This is a genomic window from Stenotrophomonas sp. (assembly GCF_032061965.1).
Classification (GTDB): Bacteria; Pseudomonadota; Gammaproteobacteria; order Xanthomonadales; family Xanthomonadaceae; genus Stenotrophomonas.
This window is the reverse complement of the sequence record NZ_DAMBEF010000005.1, coordinates 141,015-158,244: the sequence shown is the minus strand read 5'-3', so window position 1 is coordinate 158,244 and position 17,230 is coordinate 141,015. Positions and strand designations below refer to the sequence as shown.

At 64.9% G+C, this 17,230-nt stretch carries 14 protein-coding genes; 9 read left to right on the top strand and 5 right to left on the bottom strand.

The window, feature by feature from the left end:
• Positions 1–80: 80 nt before the first annotated feature.
• From RT460_RS04390 to coaBC, 3 genes are read right to left on the bottom strand one after another with little or no spacing between them, the layout of a single operon-like run.
• Entirely contained in the window at positions 81–2,423 is a 2,343-nt protein-coding gene (locus tag RT460_RS04390; RefSeq protein ID WP_313317384.1) for a phosphomannomutase/phosphoglucomutase, read from the bottom strand.
• 15 nt (positions 2,424–2,438) lie between these two features.
• Positions 2,439–2,912 carry a dUTP diphosphatase gene (dut, locus tag RT460_RS04385; protein ID WP_313317383.1) on the bottom strand — a complete coding sequence of 158 codons (474 nt, stop codon included), beginning with the start codon at positions 2,910–2,912 and terminating at the stop codon, positions 2,439–2,441.
• Positions 2,909–4,150 (bottom strand): bifunctional phosphopantothenoylcysteine decarboxylase/phosphopantothenate--cysteine ligase CoaBC, encoded by a 1,242-nt coding sequence (gene coaBC / locus RT460_RS04380; RefSeq protein WP_313317382.1) that lies wholly within the window; start codon positions 4,148–4,150, stop codon positions 2,909–2,911. The genes dut and coaBC overlap by 4 nt, the downstream gene beginning before the upstream one ends.
• Positions 4,151–4,247: 97 nt before the next feature.
• On the opposite strand from coaBC, the gene radC reads away from it, so the two are divergent.
• The 4 genes from radC to RT460_RS04360 all read left to right on the top strand — a co-directional run bounded on the left by radC (position 4,248) and on the right by RT460_RS04360 (position 9,064).
• Positions 4,248–4,922, top strand: a complete 675-nt coding sequence (radC, locus tag RT460_RS04375) for a DNA repair protein RadC (protein WP_313317381.1) — start codon at positions 4,248–4,250, stop codon at positions 4,920–4,922.
• A 119-nt stretch (positions 4,923–5,041) separates the two neighbouring features.
• On the top strand, positions 5,042–6,730 hold the full coding sequence (gene argS / locus RT460_RS04370) for an arginine--tRNA ligase (RefSeq protein WP_313317380.1): 1,689 nt from the start codon (positions 5,042–5,044) through the stop codon (positions 6,728–6,730).
• A gap of 20 nt (positions 6,731–6,750) precedes the next feature.
• Positions 6,751–7,632, top strand: a complete 882-nt coding sequence (locus RT460_RS04365) for an SPOR domain-containing protein (RefSeq protein ID WP_313317379.1) — start codon at positions 6,751–6,753, stop codon at positions 7,630–7,632.
• Positions 7,633–8,314: 682 nt separating this feature from the next.
• Entirely contained in the window at positions 8,315–9,064 is a 750-nt protein-coding gene (locus RT460_RS04360; protein ID WP_313317378.1) for an SDR family NAD(P)-dependent oxidoreductase, read from the top strand.
• 77 nt (positions 9,065–9,141) lie between these two features.
• Here the strand turns inward: RT460_RS04360 and speA are convergent, their stop codons facing one another.
• On the bottom strand, positions 9,142–11,031 hold the full coding sequence (speA, locus tag RT460_RS04355) for an arginine decarboxylase (protein WP_313317377.1): 1,890 nt from the start codon (positions 11,029–11,031) through the stop codon (positions 9,142–9,144).
• Between the two features lie 233 nt (positions 11,032–11,264).
• Between speA and speE the strand changes: the two genes are divergently transcribed.
• Complete coding sequence (speE, locus tag RT460_RS04350) at positions 11,265–12,122, top strand: polyamine aminopropyltransferase (protein WP_313317376.1); 858 nt, start codon at positions 11,265–11,267, stop codon at positions 12,120–12,122.
• Between the two features lie 267 nt (positions 12,123–12,389).
• A complete protein-coding gene (locus RT460_RS04345) occupies positions 12,390–13,046 on the top strand; it encodes an RIO1 family regulatory kinase/ATPase (protein ID WP_313317375.1) in 657 nt (218 codons plus the stop codon).
• Between the two features lie 140 nt (positions 13,047–13,186).
• Here RT460_RS04345 and RT460_RS04340 read toward each other — a convergent pair whose 3' ends face one another.
• A complete protein-coding gene (locus tag RT460_RS04340; protein WP_313317374.1) occupies positions 13,187–13,525 on the bottom strand; it encodes a P-II family nitrogen regulator in 339 nt (112 codons plus the stop codon).
• Between the two features lie 156 nt (positions 13,526–13,681).
• Between RT460_RS04340 and RT460_RS04335 the strand changes: the two genes are divergently transcribed.
• From RT460_RS04335 to RT460_RS04325, 3 genes are all read left to right on the top strand, one after another.
• Positions 13,682–13,939, top strand: coding sequence for an accessory factor UbiK family protein (locus RT460_RS04335; protein ID WP_313317373.1), 258 nt, complete (start codon positions 13,682–13,684; stop codon positions 13,937–13,939).
• Positions 13,940–13,949: 10 nt separating this feature from the next.
• Entirely contained in the window at positions 13,950–15,464 is a 1,515-nt protein-coding gene (locus tag RT460_RS04330) for a YifB family Mg chelatase-like AAA ATPase (protein WP_313317372.1), read from the top strand.
• A 200-nt stretch (positions 15,465–15,664) separates the two neighbouring features.
• Positions 15,665–17,191 carry a hypothetical protein gene (locus RT460_RS04325; protein WP_313317371.1) on the top strand — a complete coding sequence of 509 codons (1,527 nt, stop codon included), beginning with the start codon at positions 15,665–15,667 and terminating at the stop codon, positions 17,189–17,191.
• The last annotated feature ends 39 nt before the right edge of the window (positions 17,192–17,230 follow it).

Below are 17,230 nucleotides of genomic sequence, written 5' to 3'. Positions count from 1 at the left end.
ACGCCCCCAGCAATCATCCGGAAAAACAAAAGGCCGCCACGCAGCAACGCGGGCGGCCTTTCGCCAGACAGCACAGCCGATCAGAAACCGAGTTCAGTCCCCGCCGGCAATACCTGCCGCAGCTGATCGCGGAACAATGCCTTTATCCGCGCCAGCGCAACCTCGTCATTGCCTTCAAAGCGCAGCACCAGCACCGGCGTGGTGTTGGACGCACGCACCAGCCCCCACCCATCATTGAAGTCCGCACGCAGGCCATCGATGGTGGAGATACGGGCACTGGCGAACGGTGAATCCTCCGCCTGCGCCGCAGCCACGATCAACGCGACCTGCGCATGCTGGGTGCCTTCTTCCACCGGCACTTTCAGCTCCGGCGTGGACAGTGCATCAGGCAGCTCGGCCAGCACTTCGGAGGGGTCCTCCTCACGCTGCCCCAGGATTTCCAGCAGTCGTGCCGCCGCATACAGCCCATCGTCGAAGCCGTACCACCGCTCCTTGAAGAAGAAGTGGCCACTCATCTCACCGGCCAGCTCGGCATCGGTCTCGCGCATCTTCGCCTTCATCAGCGAATGCCCGGTCTTCCACATCATCGGGCTGCCGCCGTTGCGCAGGATGTAGTCGGACAACCTGCCGGTGCACTTGACGTCATAGATGACCATCGCGCCGGGGTTGCGCATCAGCACATCGGCGGCGAACAACATCAGCAGGCGATCGGCAAAGATCACCTTGCCTTCCTTGGTCACCACGCCCAGGCGATCGCCATCGCCGTCGAAGGCCACGCCAATGTCCGCATCGAAGCGCTTGACCATCTGTGCCAGGTCTTCGAGGTTGCGTGGGTCGCTGGGGTCCGGGTGGTGGTTGGGGAAGCTGCCATCCACGTCGCAATACAACGGGATGACCTCGGCGCCGATGGCTTCCAGCAGCTGCGGCGCCACCGCGCCGGCCACCCCGTTGCCGGCATCAGCCACCACCTTGAGCGGGCGATCCAGCTGCACGTCGTCGGCAATGCGCTGCACGTAGTCGTTGACGACATCACGCTGCTGCAGGTCCCCCGGGCTGTCGGCGCGCTGCAGACGGCCTTCCTGGATGCGACGGTAAAGGTCGGTGATGGCATCACCGGACAGCGTTTCACCGCCGATGACGATCTTGAAACCGTTGTAGTCCGGCGGGTTGTGGCTACCAGTCACCGCCACGCAGCTGCCCGCACGCAGGTGATAGCTGGCGAAGTAGACCACCGGCGTCGGCGCCATGCCGATATCCAGCACGTTGCAGCCGGCGCGGCGCAGGCCTTCGATCAGTGCGTTGGTGAGCTCAGGGCCGGAGAGTCGGCCGTCACGGCCAACCACCACGTCGCGCAGGCCCTGCTCCTGGATCTGGCTGCCGATCGCCTGACCGATCAGCCCGGCCACGGTTGCGTTCAAGTCAGGCCCGACCACGCCACGGATGTCATAGGCGCGGAAGATACCTGCCGGTACCGCCTCCGCACCGGGTTCGACCACCGGCGCCGGCGCCTGGCTGGACGCGATATCGGCGACGGGCAGCGGATCCTGGGCCAGCGATTCCTGCAGGGTCAGCCCACTGCCGACGTCCTCGGTATTCTGCTTGCGGCGGATGGTGGGCAGGCTCAGGCGCTTGCGCCCGAACAGCAGCAACAGCGCGGTGGCGGCCAGCAACACGGCCACCACGGCCGAGGCCACTACGCCCAGGCCCAAGGCTCCGGTATTGGCATCGGGAAGTTCAGCGACGACGCGGAGGCCGGTTTCGCCGACCGGACGCGCCAATGCATCGGCGCCGTTACCCAGGGATTCGTTGCCCTTCTTCAGGATGGTGAACCCTCCTTGGCGCAGGCCAAGGAATGCACTTTGCGGGGTGTCGATGCTGTCAAACACCGAGGTCAGGCGAAGCAAGGGCTGCCGGATATAGACCACCGCGGCGCGGCCCTGCAGTTGCACCGGCGCCGCCAGGCCCAGACGGGGGCTGCCGCCATCGCGCACTACCAGCGCCACCGGCTTGCCTTCGGCCAAGGCCTTTTCCAGCAAGGCCAGGCGCGCGTAGCCGAACGTTGCAGGGTCGGCGTAGGCATCGGTCAAGGTAGCGTCCAGCACCTGGGCATCTTCAACTCCGTTCCACTTGTCGCGCAGCGCAGTCGCCGCTGCAGCTGCATCGCCACTGCCGAGCGCAGCCGTCACCGGTGCCAACGCCAATTGCTTGCTGAACTGCGCCAACTGCGCGTCGATGGCCTTCTGGACGTCGCCGACGGCCTGGTTGCGGGCAGCTTCCAGGCGCGTGCCGGTACTGGACTGCAGCCACTGGTCCACCGCGCTCCAGCCGAACCAGCCGGCCAACAGCAACAGCAGTACCGCCAGCAGCGGTGTTGAACGACCCAGCGCAACGCGCGGGCGTCCGCTCTCATTCCCTTGGCTCATCGTGCGTTTCCCCTGTCAGCGCACCCCGGTGTGGCCGAATCCACCCGTTCCACGCGCACTGTCCACGAAAGTATCTACTACCTGCAACGCAACGCGTGCAATCGGCAGCACCACCAACTGTGCGATCCGGTCACCGGGTTCGATCGTGAATGCGTCACGGCCACGGTTCCACACGCTGATCAGCAATGGGCCCTGGTAGTCGGCATCAATCAAACCCGTGCCGTTTCCCAACACGATGCCGTGGCGATGTCCCAGCCCCGAGCGCGGCAATACCACGGCGCACAGGCCGGGGTCTGCCACGTGGATTGCGATACCGCTGGGCAGCAACGCGGCATCCCCGGGCGCCAAGGTCAGCGGCACCTCGATGGCGGCGCGCAGGTCCATGCCAGCGCTGGCTTCGGTGGCGTAGGCCGGCAACGGCCAGCTGTCGCCGAAGCGCGGGTCCAGCAATTTCACCTGCAAGGGCTGCAATCCGACAGCGTTGCTCATGCGTCCAACCTCTCTGCGATAAGGTCCAGCAGTTGTTCGGCCAACTGGGTCTTGGCGGTGCCCGGGAATTCACGCAGCCCGCCATTCCAGTAGGCAACCGCGGCATTCTGGTCACTCTCGAAGCCACCACCGGCGATGCCGACCTGGTTGGCGATGATCAGGTCCAGATGCTTGTCGGCCAGCTTGCCGCGCGCGTACTTCTCCACGTCATGGGTTTCGGCGGCAAAGCCCACTACCAGCTTCAATGCCTGCTCCTGCACGGCAACTTCGGCCAGGATGTCGGCCGTACGTACCAGTTCCAGGGTCAGGGTCTGGCTACCGGCGGTCTTCTTCAGCTTTTGCGGTGCGACCTGGCGCGGCGTGTAGTCGGCCACGGCGGCCGCACCGATGTAGATGTCGGCCGGCAACGCGCCCAACACGGCTTCACGCATCTGCGCGGCCGATCGCACGTCAATGCGCTGCACGCCCGCCGGCGTAGCCAACTGCACCGGGCCACTGACCAGCACCACGTGTGCGCCCTGACGGGCGGCAGCGGCGGCCAGGGCATAGCCCATCTTGCCGCTGCTGCGGTTGCCGACGTAGCGGACCGGGTCCAGGTCTTCATAGGTGGGGCCGGCGCTGATCAGCACGCGCAGACCGTTGAGGCGTCCCGGCTTGGCCGGCGCCGCAGGCCCAAGGTTGTCCGCCAGCGCGGCAATGATGGTCGGTGCTTCGCTGACCCGGCCAGGGCCGGACTCGCCCTCGGCCAGCGGGCCATCTTCCGGCCCGACCACCTGCACGCCACGCTCGCGCAGCAGGCTGATATTGGCCTGGGTGGCCGGGTGCAGCCACATGCGATGGTTCATGGCGGGGCACACGGTCAACGGCGCGGTCGTGGCAAGGCACAGCGTGGTCACCAGATCATCGGCATTGCCATGTGCCAGCCGCGCCAGCAGGTCGGCAGTGGCCGGGGCGATGACGATGCGGTCGGCCCAGCGTGCCAGCTCGATATGGCCCATGGCCTGCTCGGCGGCGCTGTCCCACAAGGTGGTGCGCGTGGGATGGCCAGAGAGCGCCTGGAAGCTCAACGGTGTGACGAACTGCTGTGCGCCCGCGGTCATTGCCACCTGCACGATGGCACCGGCATCACGCAGCCGACGCACCAGTTCCAGCGACTTGTACGCGGCGATGCCGCCGCCGACACATAGCAGCAGCTTCTGTCCTTCCAAAGATCGGGAAGTAGGGGAAACGGCGGTCACGGGGAGAATTTCCTAGGTACAGAAGAATGATTAGCTTAACCGAACGCTTGCGTGTGACTGATCCAGCTTCTGGCTGATGACGTTGAATCTTGGACTCATGCACATCCGTCATTGGCCCGCCGCTGAACGACCGCGCGAGAAGCTGCTGGCACGTGGTGCAGCCGCGCTTTCCGATGCTGAACTGTTGGCGATATTCCTGGGTTCAGGGCTGCGCGGGCGCGACGCGGTGCAGACTGCACGCGAGCTGTTGCAGGCACATGGCCCGCTCCGCCGGCTGCTGGATTGCAGCCCTCGCGAACTGGCACGGCTGCCCGGGCTCGGCCCCGCCCGCGCCTGCCAGCTCAGCGCAGCACTGGAGCTGGGCCAGCGCCATCTGGCCGCCGCATTGGAACGCGGCCAGGCGCTGAACGACCCCGCCGCCGCTGGCCGCTACTTCGCCCAGCGCCTGCGTCACCGCGCGCAGGAGGTGTTTGCGGTGCTGTTTCTGGACAACCGCCACCGGGCGCTGGCGTTCGAAGAGTTATCCACAGGCACGGTGGACAGTGCCGAAGTGCATCCCCGTGAGGTCGTACGGCACGCATTGGCGCACAACGCGGTGGCGGTGATCGTTGGCCACAACCATCCGTCCGGCAACCCTGAACCGTCCAGCGCGGACCGTGCCATCACCGAGCGGCTGCGCCAGGCCCTGGCATTGGTGGACATCCGCCTGCTGGACCATTTCGTGATCGGCGATGGCGTGCCAGTCTCACTGGCCGCGCGGGGATGGGTATGAGCCGCCGCGTCGGTTTTCCGATTTTTTGACATTCCTGAGCCCCACCTGCGGGCCGGCGGGGCGGCCTCGGCGCAGGTCAGGTAAAATGGTCAGTTCCGCGCTTCAAGCAGATTAGTCACGTGAAACCCCAACTCCGCGCCCTCATCGGCCAAGGCATCGAAGCCTTGCGCGCCAACGGCACCTTGCCTGCCGACACCCTGCCGCCGGATTTCGTGGTCGAACGACCCAAGACCCGCGAACATGGTGACTTCGCCACCAACGCCGCCATGCTGCTGGCCAAGGCCGCGCGCAGCAATCCGCGCGCGCTTGCGCAGGCACTGGTTGCCGCGTTGCCGGCCAGCGACGACATCGCCAGTGTCGAGATCGCCGGCCCCGGCTTCATCAATTTCAAACTCGCACCGGTGGCTTACCAGCGCGAGGTGATCAGCGTGCTCAAGGAAGCCGAAGACTACGGCCGCAACCTGAGCGGCAACGGCCGCAGCGTCGGCGTCGAATACGTGTCGGCCAACCCGACCGGTCCGCTGCATGTCGGCCACGGCCGCGCCGGCGCGATCGGCGACTGTATCGCCCGCGTGCTGGAAGCCAACGGCTGGAATGCCAAGCGCGAGTTTTATTACAACGACGCCGGCGTGCAGATCGAAAACCTGGCCAGGTCGGTGCAGGCGCGTGCGCGCGGCTTCAAGCCGGGTGACGAGCAGTGGCCGACCGAAGCCTACAACGGCGAATACATCGGCGACGTCGCCAAGGCCTATCTGCTGGGCCAGACCGTGGACCTGGAAGGCAGCCAGATCGTCGGCGCCAAGGATGCCGAGAACCTGGAAGAAATCCGCCGTTTCGCCGTGGCCTACCTGCGCAACGAGCAGAACCTGGACCTGGCCGCGTTCGGCGTGGACTTCGACATCTACTTCCTGGAAAGCTCGCTGTACAAGGATGGCAAGGTTGCCGAGACCGTGCAGCAGCTGATCAGCTCCGGCCACACCTACGAGGAAGGCGGCGCGCTGTGGCTGCGCTCCACTGACTTTGGTGACGACAAGGACCGCGTGATGCGCAAGTCCGACGGCACCTTCACCTACTTCCTGCCGGACGTGGCCTACCACATGAGCAAGTGGCAGCGCGGTTATGAACGCGCCATCACCGAGCTTGGCGCCGACCACCATGGCTCGCTGGCACGCGTGCGCGCCGGCCTGCAGGCGCTGGACGTAGGCATTCCCAAGGGCTGGCCGGAATACGTGCTGCACCAGATGGTGACGGTGATGCGCGGCGGCGAGGAAGTGAAGCTGTCCAAGCGTGCCGGCAGCTACCTGACCCTGCGCGACCTGATCGACGAGGTCGGCGCCGATGCGGTGCGCTGGTTCCTGATCGCACGCAAGCCCGACTCGCAGCTGACCTTCGACATCGACCTGGCCCGCCAGCAGAGCAGCGACAACCCGGTGTTCTATGTGCAGTACGCGCATGCCCGCGTCTGCTCGCTGCTGCGCCAGGCGCAGGAGAAGGGCCTGGACTACAAGCAGGCTGAAGGCCTGGCAGCAGTGTCACAACTGGGTGACGAACTGTCGCTGGAACTGATGAACGAGATCTCGCGTTACCCGGAAGTGGTGGAAGCCGCCGGCATCGCGCTGGAACCCCACCAGATCGCGCAGTATCTGCGTGAATTGGCACACGCTTTCCACACGTGGTATCACGGCACCCCAGTGCTGGTGGATGATGCAGCCGAGCGCAACGCCAAGCTCACGCTGGCCAGCGCGGCGCGGCAGACATTGGCAAATGGTCTGGGCATCCTGGGCGTCAGCGCCCCGGAAAAGATGTAAGTCAAGGAGACGTAGTAGACATGGCAGCACGACGCGGCAAAACCCAGGCACGGCGCAACAATGACAACGGCACCCCCGGCTGGGTGTGGCTGGTTGCCGGCGTGGCGATTGCGGCCGTGGTGTTCCTGGCGGCGCCCAACCTGTTCAAGAAGGACGGCGACGGCTTTCTGCGCGTAGGCCCGCAGCCCAACCCCGACGCACAGCCGGCACCCGTCGCCGATGCCGACGTCGACGCCGGTGTGGAATCGAACAAGCCAGCCACTCCGAGCGCCGCCAAGGCCGAGGACAAGCCAGCCACCCAGTACGATTTCTACACCCTGCTGCCGGGCACCGAAGTGCAGATGTCCGACGCTGAATTGGCGGCCAGCGCCAAGGCCGAGGAACAGCGCCGTGCTGCAGCCGCCCGTGCAACTGCAGCTGCGACACCGACCACGCCCGCCACGCCGCCCACCGAGGCGCAACGTGCCCAGGCCGCCTTGGAAGGCCGCCCACTGCCAGCACCGGTGAGCGAAACCGTGCGCCAACCGGCGCCGATAAGCGAAACCACCGCGCGTCCGGCGCAGGTGGCAAGCACCACTCCAGCAGCAGCTGCGCCGGCAGCCAAGCCCGCCACTGCAACGCCTGCACCGGCTGCGGTAGCTGCAGCAGCACCGGCGGCGGCCAGCGAGAACGTGCGTTACATCCTGCAGGCAGGTGCGTTCGGCGCTTCTGGTGATGCCGAATCCACCAAGGCCAAGCTGGCGATGATGGGATTGGCTGCACGTGTGGAACAGGCGCAGATCAACGGCAATACCGTGTATCGCGTGCGCATGGGGCCTTACGGCACCGCCAGCGAATTGGCCGAAGCCAAGGCCAAGCTCAACGGCACCGGCCTGCAGGCGATGGCGATCAAGGCGCAGTAACACCGCTGATGGCGGTGTTACCCCAAAGTTTGCTGTGCAAACTTTGGGCCCCGTGCCCGTTTTCTCCACAACCCTGCGCCTGTCGGCGCGCCCCCTTTACTCAAGGGGGGAAGTGAAACCGCCGATGGCGGCTTCACCCCAAGATTTGCTACGCAAACCTCGGGCCCCACTCCCATTACATCCATATCCCCGCGCCTGTCGGCGCGCCCCCTTAACTAAAGGGGGCTATTGCGACTGATGGGTCGCTCGAAAAGCTCTTTGAACATTCAGGCCGTGACATCACTTGATGTTGGGGCTTTTCGTTTGCGCCGTTGTAGCCCCGGGTAAGCGGAGCGCACCCGGGGCTTTGGCTTTGGCCGACGCAAGAAATATCGAACAACTCCCTTCTCCCGCTTGCGGGAGAAGGTGCCCCGAAGGGGCGGATGAGGGGGCTTTGGGGTTTGCGGTAAAGCTCCTGCCGAGCATGGCTCGGCACTACAGATGAGGCTTGGCCTTGCTTTCATCCCTTCCCGTTTACCGGGGAAGGTGCCCCGCAGGGGCGGATGAGGGGGCTTTGGGTTTTGCGGGAAAGCCCCTGCCGAGCATGGCTCGGCACTACAACGGCAATGCTTGGCTTTGTCCCTTCTCCCGCTGCCGCCGCCACAGTGCGAAAATCTTCTTCCCCTGCCCCAAGGATTCCGCAATGTCCAAGACCGCCCTGATCACTGGCGCCACTTCCGGTTTCGGCGCCGCCGCCGCCCGTCGCTTCGCTGCTGCGGGCTGGAAAGTGATCGCCACCGGTCGCCGCGCCGAGCGCCTGCAGCCGCTGGTCGAAGAATTCGGCGCCGACAAGATCCATGCCGCCGCCTTCGACATTCGCGACGCCGCGGCCATGGAAGCTGCCCTGGCCGCGTTGCCGCCTGCCTTCCGTGACATCGACCTGCTGGTCAACAACGCCGGCCTCGCCCAAGGCACCGCCGCCGCCCAGCACGCCAGCCTGGAAGACTGGCGCACCATGATCGACACCAACATCACTGCGCTGGTCACGCTGACCCACCACCTGCTGCCCAAGCTGGTCGAGCGCCGTGGCGCCATCATCAACATCAGCTCCACCGCTGCCCTGTATCCCTACCCGGGCGGCAATGCCTATGGCGGCACCAAGGCTTTTGTCAGCCAGTTCTCGCTGGGGCTGCGCTCGGACCTGCACGGCACCGGCGTGCGCGTGACCGCGATTGAGCCGGGCATGGCAGAAACCGAATTCACCCTGGTGCGCACGCATGGCAACCAGGCTGCGTCAGACCAGCTTTACGGCGGCGCCAGCCCGATGACGGCCGAAGACATCGCCGAGCAGATCTTCTGGGTCGCAACGCTCCCGGCACATCTCAACGTCAACCGCATCGAGTTGATGCCGGTGAGCCAGTCGTTTGCGGGATTTCAGGTGTTTCGAGGTTGAACTGGTGGGCGCTTGAGAACCTGCCCCCACCCCAACCCCTCTCCCGAAGGGAGAGGGGCTTTGATTACCGCTTACTGTCAGGCCAGCGGTTCGTCTGACAGGTAGGTGTAGCCCGTCAGTCCGGCTTCCAGCGCGGCATCCAGCTCCGCGGCACGTTCTGCCGACAGGTCGGCGGCAGCCACTCGCTCTCGGTACGCGGTGCGCAGGTCGGCCAGGTTGTAACCCACGTAGTCCAGCATCACGTCGGTGGTGTCGCCGCGGCGCTGCTGGGTGATCACGTAGCCGTCGGCGTCGACCACCACTTCCACCGCGTCGGTATCGCCGAACAGGTTGTGGATGTCGCCGAGGATCTCCTGGTAGGCACCGACCAGGAAGAAGCCGATGCGGTAGCTCTCGCCATGGCGCACCGCGTGCAGCGGCAGCGAGCTATCCAGGCTTTCATTCTCGACGTAGGTCTTGACCATGCCATCGGAATCGCAGGTCATGTCGGCGATGATGCCGCGACGCTCCGGGCGCTCGTTCAGTCGCTCGATCGGCACGATCGGGAACACCTGGTCGATGGCCCAGGCATCCGGGATCGACTCGAACACGCTGAAGTTGACGAAGTACTTGTCGACCAAGCGCTCGTTCAACTCATCCAGTGCCGGACGGTGGCTTTTTTCGTCATAGCTCAGGCGCGCACGCACGCCGCTGGCAATGGCGTAGAACAGATCATCGATGCGCGCACGCTGCGGCAGGTCGATCTGGCCCAGCGCATAGGCGCTCAAACCCTCGGCATGGAAATGCTGGGCTTCCTGGAACAACTCCACCGCCGGACGCTGGTCCAGCTCATCGTGGATCTCGCGCAGGTGGCGGATTGCCGCCGGCTCGTCGTCATGCGCTTCCGGCACGCGACCTTCGGCAGCCTGCTCCACTTCCGATACGTTGGCGATCAGCACCGCATGGTGCGCGGTCATCGCGCGACCGCACTCGGTGATGATGCGCGGCGGCGTCAGCGCGTGCTCTTCGCAGGCTTCGGCCAGCGGCTGCACGATGTTGCTGGCATACGAATTGAGGCCGTAATTGATCGAGCAGTAGCTGCGCGAACGGGTGCCTTCGTAATCGATACCCAGGCCGCCGCCCACGTCAACGTGACTGATCTTGGCACCCAGCCGCGACAACTCGACGAAGTACCGGGTGGCTTCGCGCATGCCGTTGGCGATGTCGCGCACATTGCTGATCTGGCTGCCCATGTGGAAATGCAGCAGGTTCAGGCAATCGGCGTATTCGGTGTCGCGCAGGCTCTTCCATAGGTCCAGCAGCTGGCGCGGCGACAGGCCGAACTTGGCCTTGTCGCCACCGCTGTTCTGCCACTTGCCAGCGCCCAGCGAGGCCAGGCGCATGCGCACGCCGATGCCCGGCTTGACGTCCAGTGCCTTGGATTCCTCCAGCACCAGTGCCAGCTCCGACGGCTTCTCGATGACGATGTAGGTCTGCAGGCCGAGCTTGCGGCCGATCAGTGCCAGGCGGATGTATTCGCGGTCCTTGTAGCCGTTGCAGACGATCAGCCCGCCCGGCCGGCTCAGCGCCAGCACTGCCATCAACTCAGGTTTGGAGCCGGCTTCCAGGCCAAAGCCCTCGCCGTGGTGGCTGGCCAGGGTGCCGGCGACGCCGCGATGCTGGTTCACCTTGATCGGGTACACGGCCGTATAGCCGCCCGGGTAGTCCCAGTCGGACTGGGCCTGGGCGAAGGCTGCCTGCAGTTTGCCCAGGCGCTGGCCGAGGATGTCCGGAAAGCGCACCAGCAAGGGCAGCTTGGCGCCGGCGGCGCGTGCCGAATCGACGATCTGCGGCAGCGATACCGCTGCCCCTTGGGCACCGGCAGGGCGGACCACCACGTGGCCTGCGGCATCGACGTCGAAATACCCGTCGGACCAGTGCGGGATCGAATAGGTCTTGCGGGCCTGTTCGAGGGACCAATCGCTCATCGGCGTAGCAACTCTCAGCTGTGGATAAATAAGGACGCGCATTCTAACGCTAGCGGGACAAGGGTCCGTTACAATCCGCGCCCTCACTACCGCCCCTCTCCCCCGGGAGAGGGGTCGGGGGTGAGGGCAAGCGTGAAACCTGACTGTGACAGGCTTCGCCCTTACCCTCATCCGCCCCTCCGGGCCACCTTCTCCCGAGGGGAGAAGGAAAGCCCCAGCACCCAGGAATCATCATGACCTCCAACGAAAACTGGTTCATCGAACACTTCCAGCCGACCGGTTCGGCTATTGGTTTCCGCATCACCGGCAAGCTGGACGAGGTGCAGTCGCCGTTCCAGAAGATCGAGATCTACGACAGCACCGACTGGGGCAAGTTGATGGTCATCGATGGCGCCATGATGCTGACCACGAAGGACAACTTCTTCTACCACGAGATGATCAGCCACCCGGTGCTGTTCACCCATCCGGCGCCCAAGCGCGTGGTGATCATCGGCGGCGGTGACTGCGGCACCCTGCGCGAGGTGCTCAAGCACCCGGGCGTGGAAAGCGCCACCCAGTGCGATATCGACGAGCAGGTCACGCGCATGGCCGAGAAGTACTTCCCGGAGCTGTGCGAATCCAACGGCGACGTGCGCGCCGAGCTGCTGTTCGACGATGGCGTGGCCTATATGGCCAACTGCGCCCCGGGCAGCGTGGACGTGGTGATCGTGGATTCCACCGATCCGGTTGGCCCGGCCGAAGGCCTGTTCAACAAGGCGTTCTTCGAAAGCTGCTTCCGCGCCCTGAAGGACGACGGCCTGCTGGTGCAGCAGAGCGAGTCGCCGCTGGCCCTGCTGGACCTGATCAAGGACATGCGCGCGGAAATGGGCAAGGCCGGCTTCCAGTCGTTCAAGACCCTGCCCTTCCCGCAGCCATGCTACCCGACCGGCTGGTGGTCGGTGACCGTGGCCAGCAAGCAGGCCGGTTTCGGTTTCGGCTTCCGCGAGGCCGATTCGGCCGCCAAGCCCTTCGACACCTTGTACTACACCGCGCCGCTGCACACCGGCGTGCTGGTCAGCCCGCCGTTCGTGGCCAAGGCACTGGGCGAATAAGCCCCCTGCCAGGGTTGTGAACACGACCCCGCGCCAGGCATTGGCGCGGGGTTTTTCGTTTCCAGGAAACGGTGCACAGGGTGCCTTCGGGCGACAGGTGTGAAAACGCAACAATCATTTCCGTCACATCTTTCCTACATTTTTTTTACATTCAGCAATTCGTGGACTGTTCAGTTTTATAATTCCTTCCATACCCCGCCCGCTCGGGCAGCAAGACCGGCTTTGCAAGACGCTTTCCGCGCCGTTGCCCGCGTCAGGAAGGTTTTCATGAACACATTGCCCAGCTTCGACGGCGAACACGCTGTTGTTCCCGACAATCAATTGCTCAAGCGTGGCGAACGCCTGCTGGAGCCGGATGTCTACCGCACCGAATTGGACGGACGCCCGGCTGTGGTCAAGGACTACCGCCGCTACCGCGGCACGCCGCTATCGCCGGTAGCACGCCTGTTGGTCCGGCGCGAGGCCAAGGTGCTTCAGCGCCTGCAGGGCTGGAAGCATGCGCCGGCCTTGCTGGGCTCCTTGGGGGGCTTGGCGCTGGGCATGGAGTTCATCCCCGGTGACACCCTGAGCGCCGGCGTACAGGGCGTCAGCCAGGAAGTCTTCGACCAGTTGCAGAACGCCCTGGCGCGCCTGCATGCAGCCGGCATCACCCACAACGACCTGCATGGCACCAATGTGGTGGTCAGCGCCGGCGTGCCGGTGCTGCTGGACTTCACCTCTGCACTGCGCGCGCCGCGCTGGCTGCGCAACTGGCCAATCTTCCGCCAGCTACGCCGCAGCGACATGAAAAACCTGGTGAAGATGCGCCAGCGCCTGACCGGACAAAAGCCCAGCGCCGAACAGGCCGCGATGCTGGCCGAACCCGGCTGGGTGCAGGCGGTACGTAATGCGTGGAAGCGGCTTTACCGGCGGATCAAGGGCTGAGCCTACCCCTCCCCAACCCTCCCCTGGCTGCGCCAAGGGAGGGGGCAGAAGCCAGGCTCCGCTCCCTCCCTTGCGCCGAAGGCGGAGGGGAGGGCTGGGGAGGGGTGCTTTAAAGCTCTAAAGCCTCAAAACCTCAAATCTCAAAGCGCATCGGCATCCACTTCGCCGGTGCGGATCCGCACCACGCTACCCAGGTCGCAAACGAAGACCTTGCCGTCACCGATCTTGCCGGTGCCGGCTGCCTTGACGATGGCTTCCACCACGTCGTCAGCCTGCGCATCGGTCACTGCCACCTCGATCTTCACCTTGGGCAGGAAATCCACCACGTATTCGGCACCGCGATACAGCTCGGTGTGGCCCTTCTGGCGGCCAAAGCCCTTGACCTCGGTGACGGTGATGCCGGCCACGCCGCGCTCAGCCAGCGCCTCGCGCACGTCGTCCAGTTTGAACGGCTTGACGATGGCCATGATCATCTTCATTGGTCGGCTCCTTGAGTGATGGCTGAAGCATACCCCGAGACGATGGGGTGCCACCCGCCAGCTTCCGGACTATCCTTACCTTCAGTCAAAACGGATACCGATGCCCGCCACCGGCGGCCAGCTTCCACGCTAGGCCCAACCCTGCGGAGAAACCCCATGATCGACCTCAACCACATCGATGCGCTGGCCCGCCGCCTGAGCGACCTGGTGCCGCCGGGCCTGCGTGAATCACGCGAAGAACTGCAGGCCACCTTCAAGACCGCGCTGCAGGCCGGCCTGAGCAAGCTGGACCTGGTCACCCGCGAAGAATTCGAGGTGCAGCGCGCCGTATTGCTGCGCACCCGTGAAAAGCTCGACGCGCTGGAACAAGCCGTCGTCGCCCTGGAAAACCGCGTCTCCGACAAGAACGCCTGAGCGCCGGGCCGTGAGCCTGGCACTGGTGCACAGCCGCGCCCGCGCTGGCGTGCACGCGCCGCCGGTGCAGGTGGAAGTACACCTGTCCGGCGGCCTGCCCTCGACCCAGATCGTGGGCCTGCCCGAAGCAGCGGTGCGTGAATCACGCGATCGCGTCCGCGCCGCCATCCTCTGCGCCCAGTTCGATTACCCGGCACGCCGCATCACCATCAATCTGGCACCGGCGGATCTGCCCAAGGAAGGCGGCCGCTTTGACCTGCCGATCGCGCTGGGCATCCTCGCCGCCAGCGGTCAGATCGATCGCAACGCGCTGGCCAACCATGAATTCATCGGCGAACTCGCCCTGACCGGCGAACTGCGTGCAGTCGACGGCGCCCTGCCTGCCGCCATCGCCGCCGCGCAGGCGCAGCGGACCCTGATCATCGCGCCCGGCAATGCGGATGAAGCCGCGCTCGCCCAACATGCCGATGTGCGCGTCGCGCGCACGCTGCTTGAGGTCTGCGCCGCGCTGGCAGGCGACAAGCATTTGCCCGCCGCGCAGATGCCGACCGCCTTGCCGCTGCAACCGGCTGACCTGTCCGACGTACGCGGACAACAACAAGCCCGTCGCGCCCTGGAGATTGCCGCCGCTGGCGCCCATCACCTGTTGCTGCTCGGGTCACCAGGCTGTGGCAAAACCCTGCTTGCCTCACGCCTGCCCGGCATACTGCCCGAGGCCAGTGAAGCAGAAGCATTGGAAACGGCCGCCATTGCCTCGCTCAGCGGCCGCGGTGTGGACCCGGCACGCTGGCGGCAGCGCCCCTACCGCGCCCCGCATCACACCGCCAGCGCGGTGGCCTTGGTCGGCGGCGGCTCGCATCCGCGGCCGGGCGAGATTTCCCTCGCCCACAACGGTGTCCTGTTTCTCGATGAATTGCCCGAATGGAATCGCCATGCGTTGGAAGTGCTGCGCGAGCCACTGGAATCCGGCACGGTCACGGTCTCACGTGCCGCTCGCAGCATCGAATTCCCGGCACGCTTCCAGCTGGTCGCGGCCATGAACCCCTGCCCCTGCGGCTGGGCCGGTGACAGCAGTGGTCGCTGCCACTGTTCGGCCGACGCCGTGCGCCGCTACCGCGCCCGTATTTCCGGCCCCTTGCTGGACCGCATCGACCTGCACCTGCAGGTGGCCCGCCTGCCGCCGCGCGAGCTACGCGGCGACGGCAATGCCGGCGAAAGCAGCGACGCTGTACGCGAACGCGTCAAACAGGCACGCGCGCGCCAACTGCAACGTGCAGGCAAGGCCAATGCCCACCTCGGGCAATCGGAAACACTTCGTGATTGCACACTCAGTGCAATCGACAACGATCTGCTCGAACAGGCGATGGAACGGCTGCAACTGTCGGCACGGTCGATGCACCGGATCCTGCGGGTGGCGCGGACGATTGCCGATCTCGACGGACATGTTGCCATCCTGCGCACACATCTGACCGAGGCGATTGGCTATCGGCAATTGGATCGCGGTCAGGTTGGGGGTGAGGGCTAGGTTGCTGGGGACAAAATGGCAGGGCTTACCCCCTACCCAGCCCTCCCCCGCACAAGACGCAGGCGAGGGCCAAGCTGCGCCCCATGCTTTTGGCACAGCCAAGGGGAAGATTGAAGAAGGACCACACGCAACGCGCCAGATTCAGGACAAATCCCCAAAACCCGTTCACCATCACCGCTAAACCTCGCAGAGAACGGCCCATGGAACGCGTCCAACGCCCCTACTTCCCGATCATCTACGTGCGCGGTTATGCCATGACACGCGACGAAATCGTGGAGACCACCTCCACCCCGTTCATGGGCTTCGAGGCCGGCTCCACCAAGATGCGCCAGGCGCAGGACGGCAGCATCGTCAAATTCGTGTTCGAGTCGCCGCTGGTGCGCTTGATGAAGGACTATGACTACCGCGACGTCTACGAGTTTGGCGCCGAACGGCGCGACCGCATCTCGCCACGCTGCATCGTCATCCACCGCTACTACGATCCCGCGGACCCGGCCTTCGGCGACGGCAAGACGCCATCGATCATCGACGCCGCCACCGCACTGGGCAAGCGCATCGAACAGCTGCGCGACAGCATCTGTGGCAACAACGCAGCCATGCGCAAGGAGTTCCGCGTCTACCTGGTAGCGCACTCGATGGGCGGTTTGATCTGTCGCTGCCTGCTGCAGAACCCAGACGTAGCCAGCGCCGAGGTACGGTCAATGGTGGACAAGGCCTTCACCTATGCCACGCCACACAACGGCATTGAAGTAGGCGGCATCAACCTGCCCAACCTGCTGTCGATCAACGATCTGAACAACTTCAACCGGACCAACATGGGCAAGTACCTGAAGGTGCCCAAGGACAAGGTCAATACTCTGGGCAGCTCGGGCTTCCCGCCGGAGCGGCTGTTCTGTCTGATCGGGACGAACAGCCGCGACTACGCCGCCGCGCATGGGCTGTCATCGTTCGCTGTAGGCGCGCTCAGCGATGGCCTGGTGCGGATCGCCAACGCCTATGTGGAGGGCTCGCCACGTGCCTTCGTCAACCGCAGCCACAGCGGCTATTTCGGCATCGTCAATTCCGAGGAGGGCTACCAGAACCTGGTGCGGTTCCTGTTTGGCGATACCTGTGCCACCGCGCAGCTGGACATCAGTGCGCTGCCTTTCCCGCCGGAAATCGAGGCGGCGCGAAAGCGCGGCAAGAAAATCGAGTCTTCATACTACATCGAGGCCACGGTGGCACCACGCGGCGCTTATACCTATGAACTCACCTCACGTACCCAGGCCAACCAGTGCGCGATCCGTCGCGAATATGGCGACATCTTCGATGCGCAGGGCAACCTGCTCAAGGACAAACGCTCCACCGTGCTGTTCTCGGTATTCCTGGACAGCAGCAAGATCATGGCCGGTAGCGAGATCGCCTTCTCGATCGACCTGGCGGTCAGCAATGCCGGTTATGAAGTGGACGGTGCGCTGTTCCTGAAAAGCCACATCCCCGGTGAGTTCCTGTTCCGCAACACGCTGGTCGTTTTCGCCAAACCCGATGACGCCGGAGGTTGGCGCCTGCGCTATGTCTGGAGTGACGACCAGTGGGCCGGTGGCCCCAAGAACGAGGCCGAGCTCGATGGTGCCCGCAACAAGGCCATCGGCATTGCGCAGCAGGCTCCCAATGTCTTCGCAATACCACTGCAGTCGGCCAAGGGCTTTGCTGCGGAGCTGAAGCTGTCGCTCTCAGCTTGGCAGTAAACAGAATCGTCCCCGGCCGGCTACCGGGGACACGCTCAT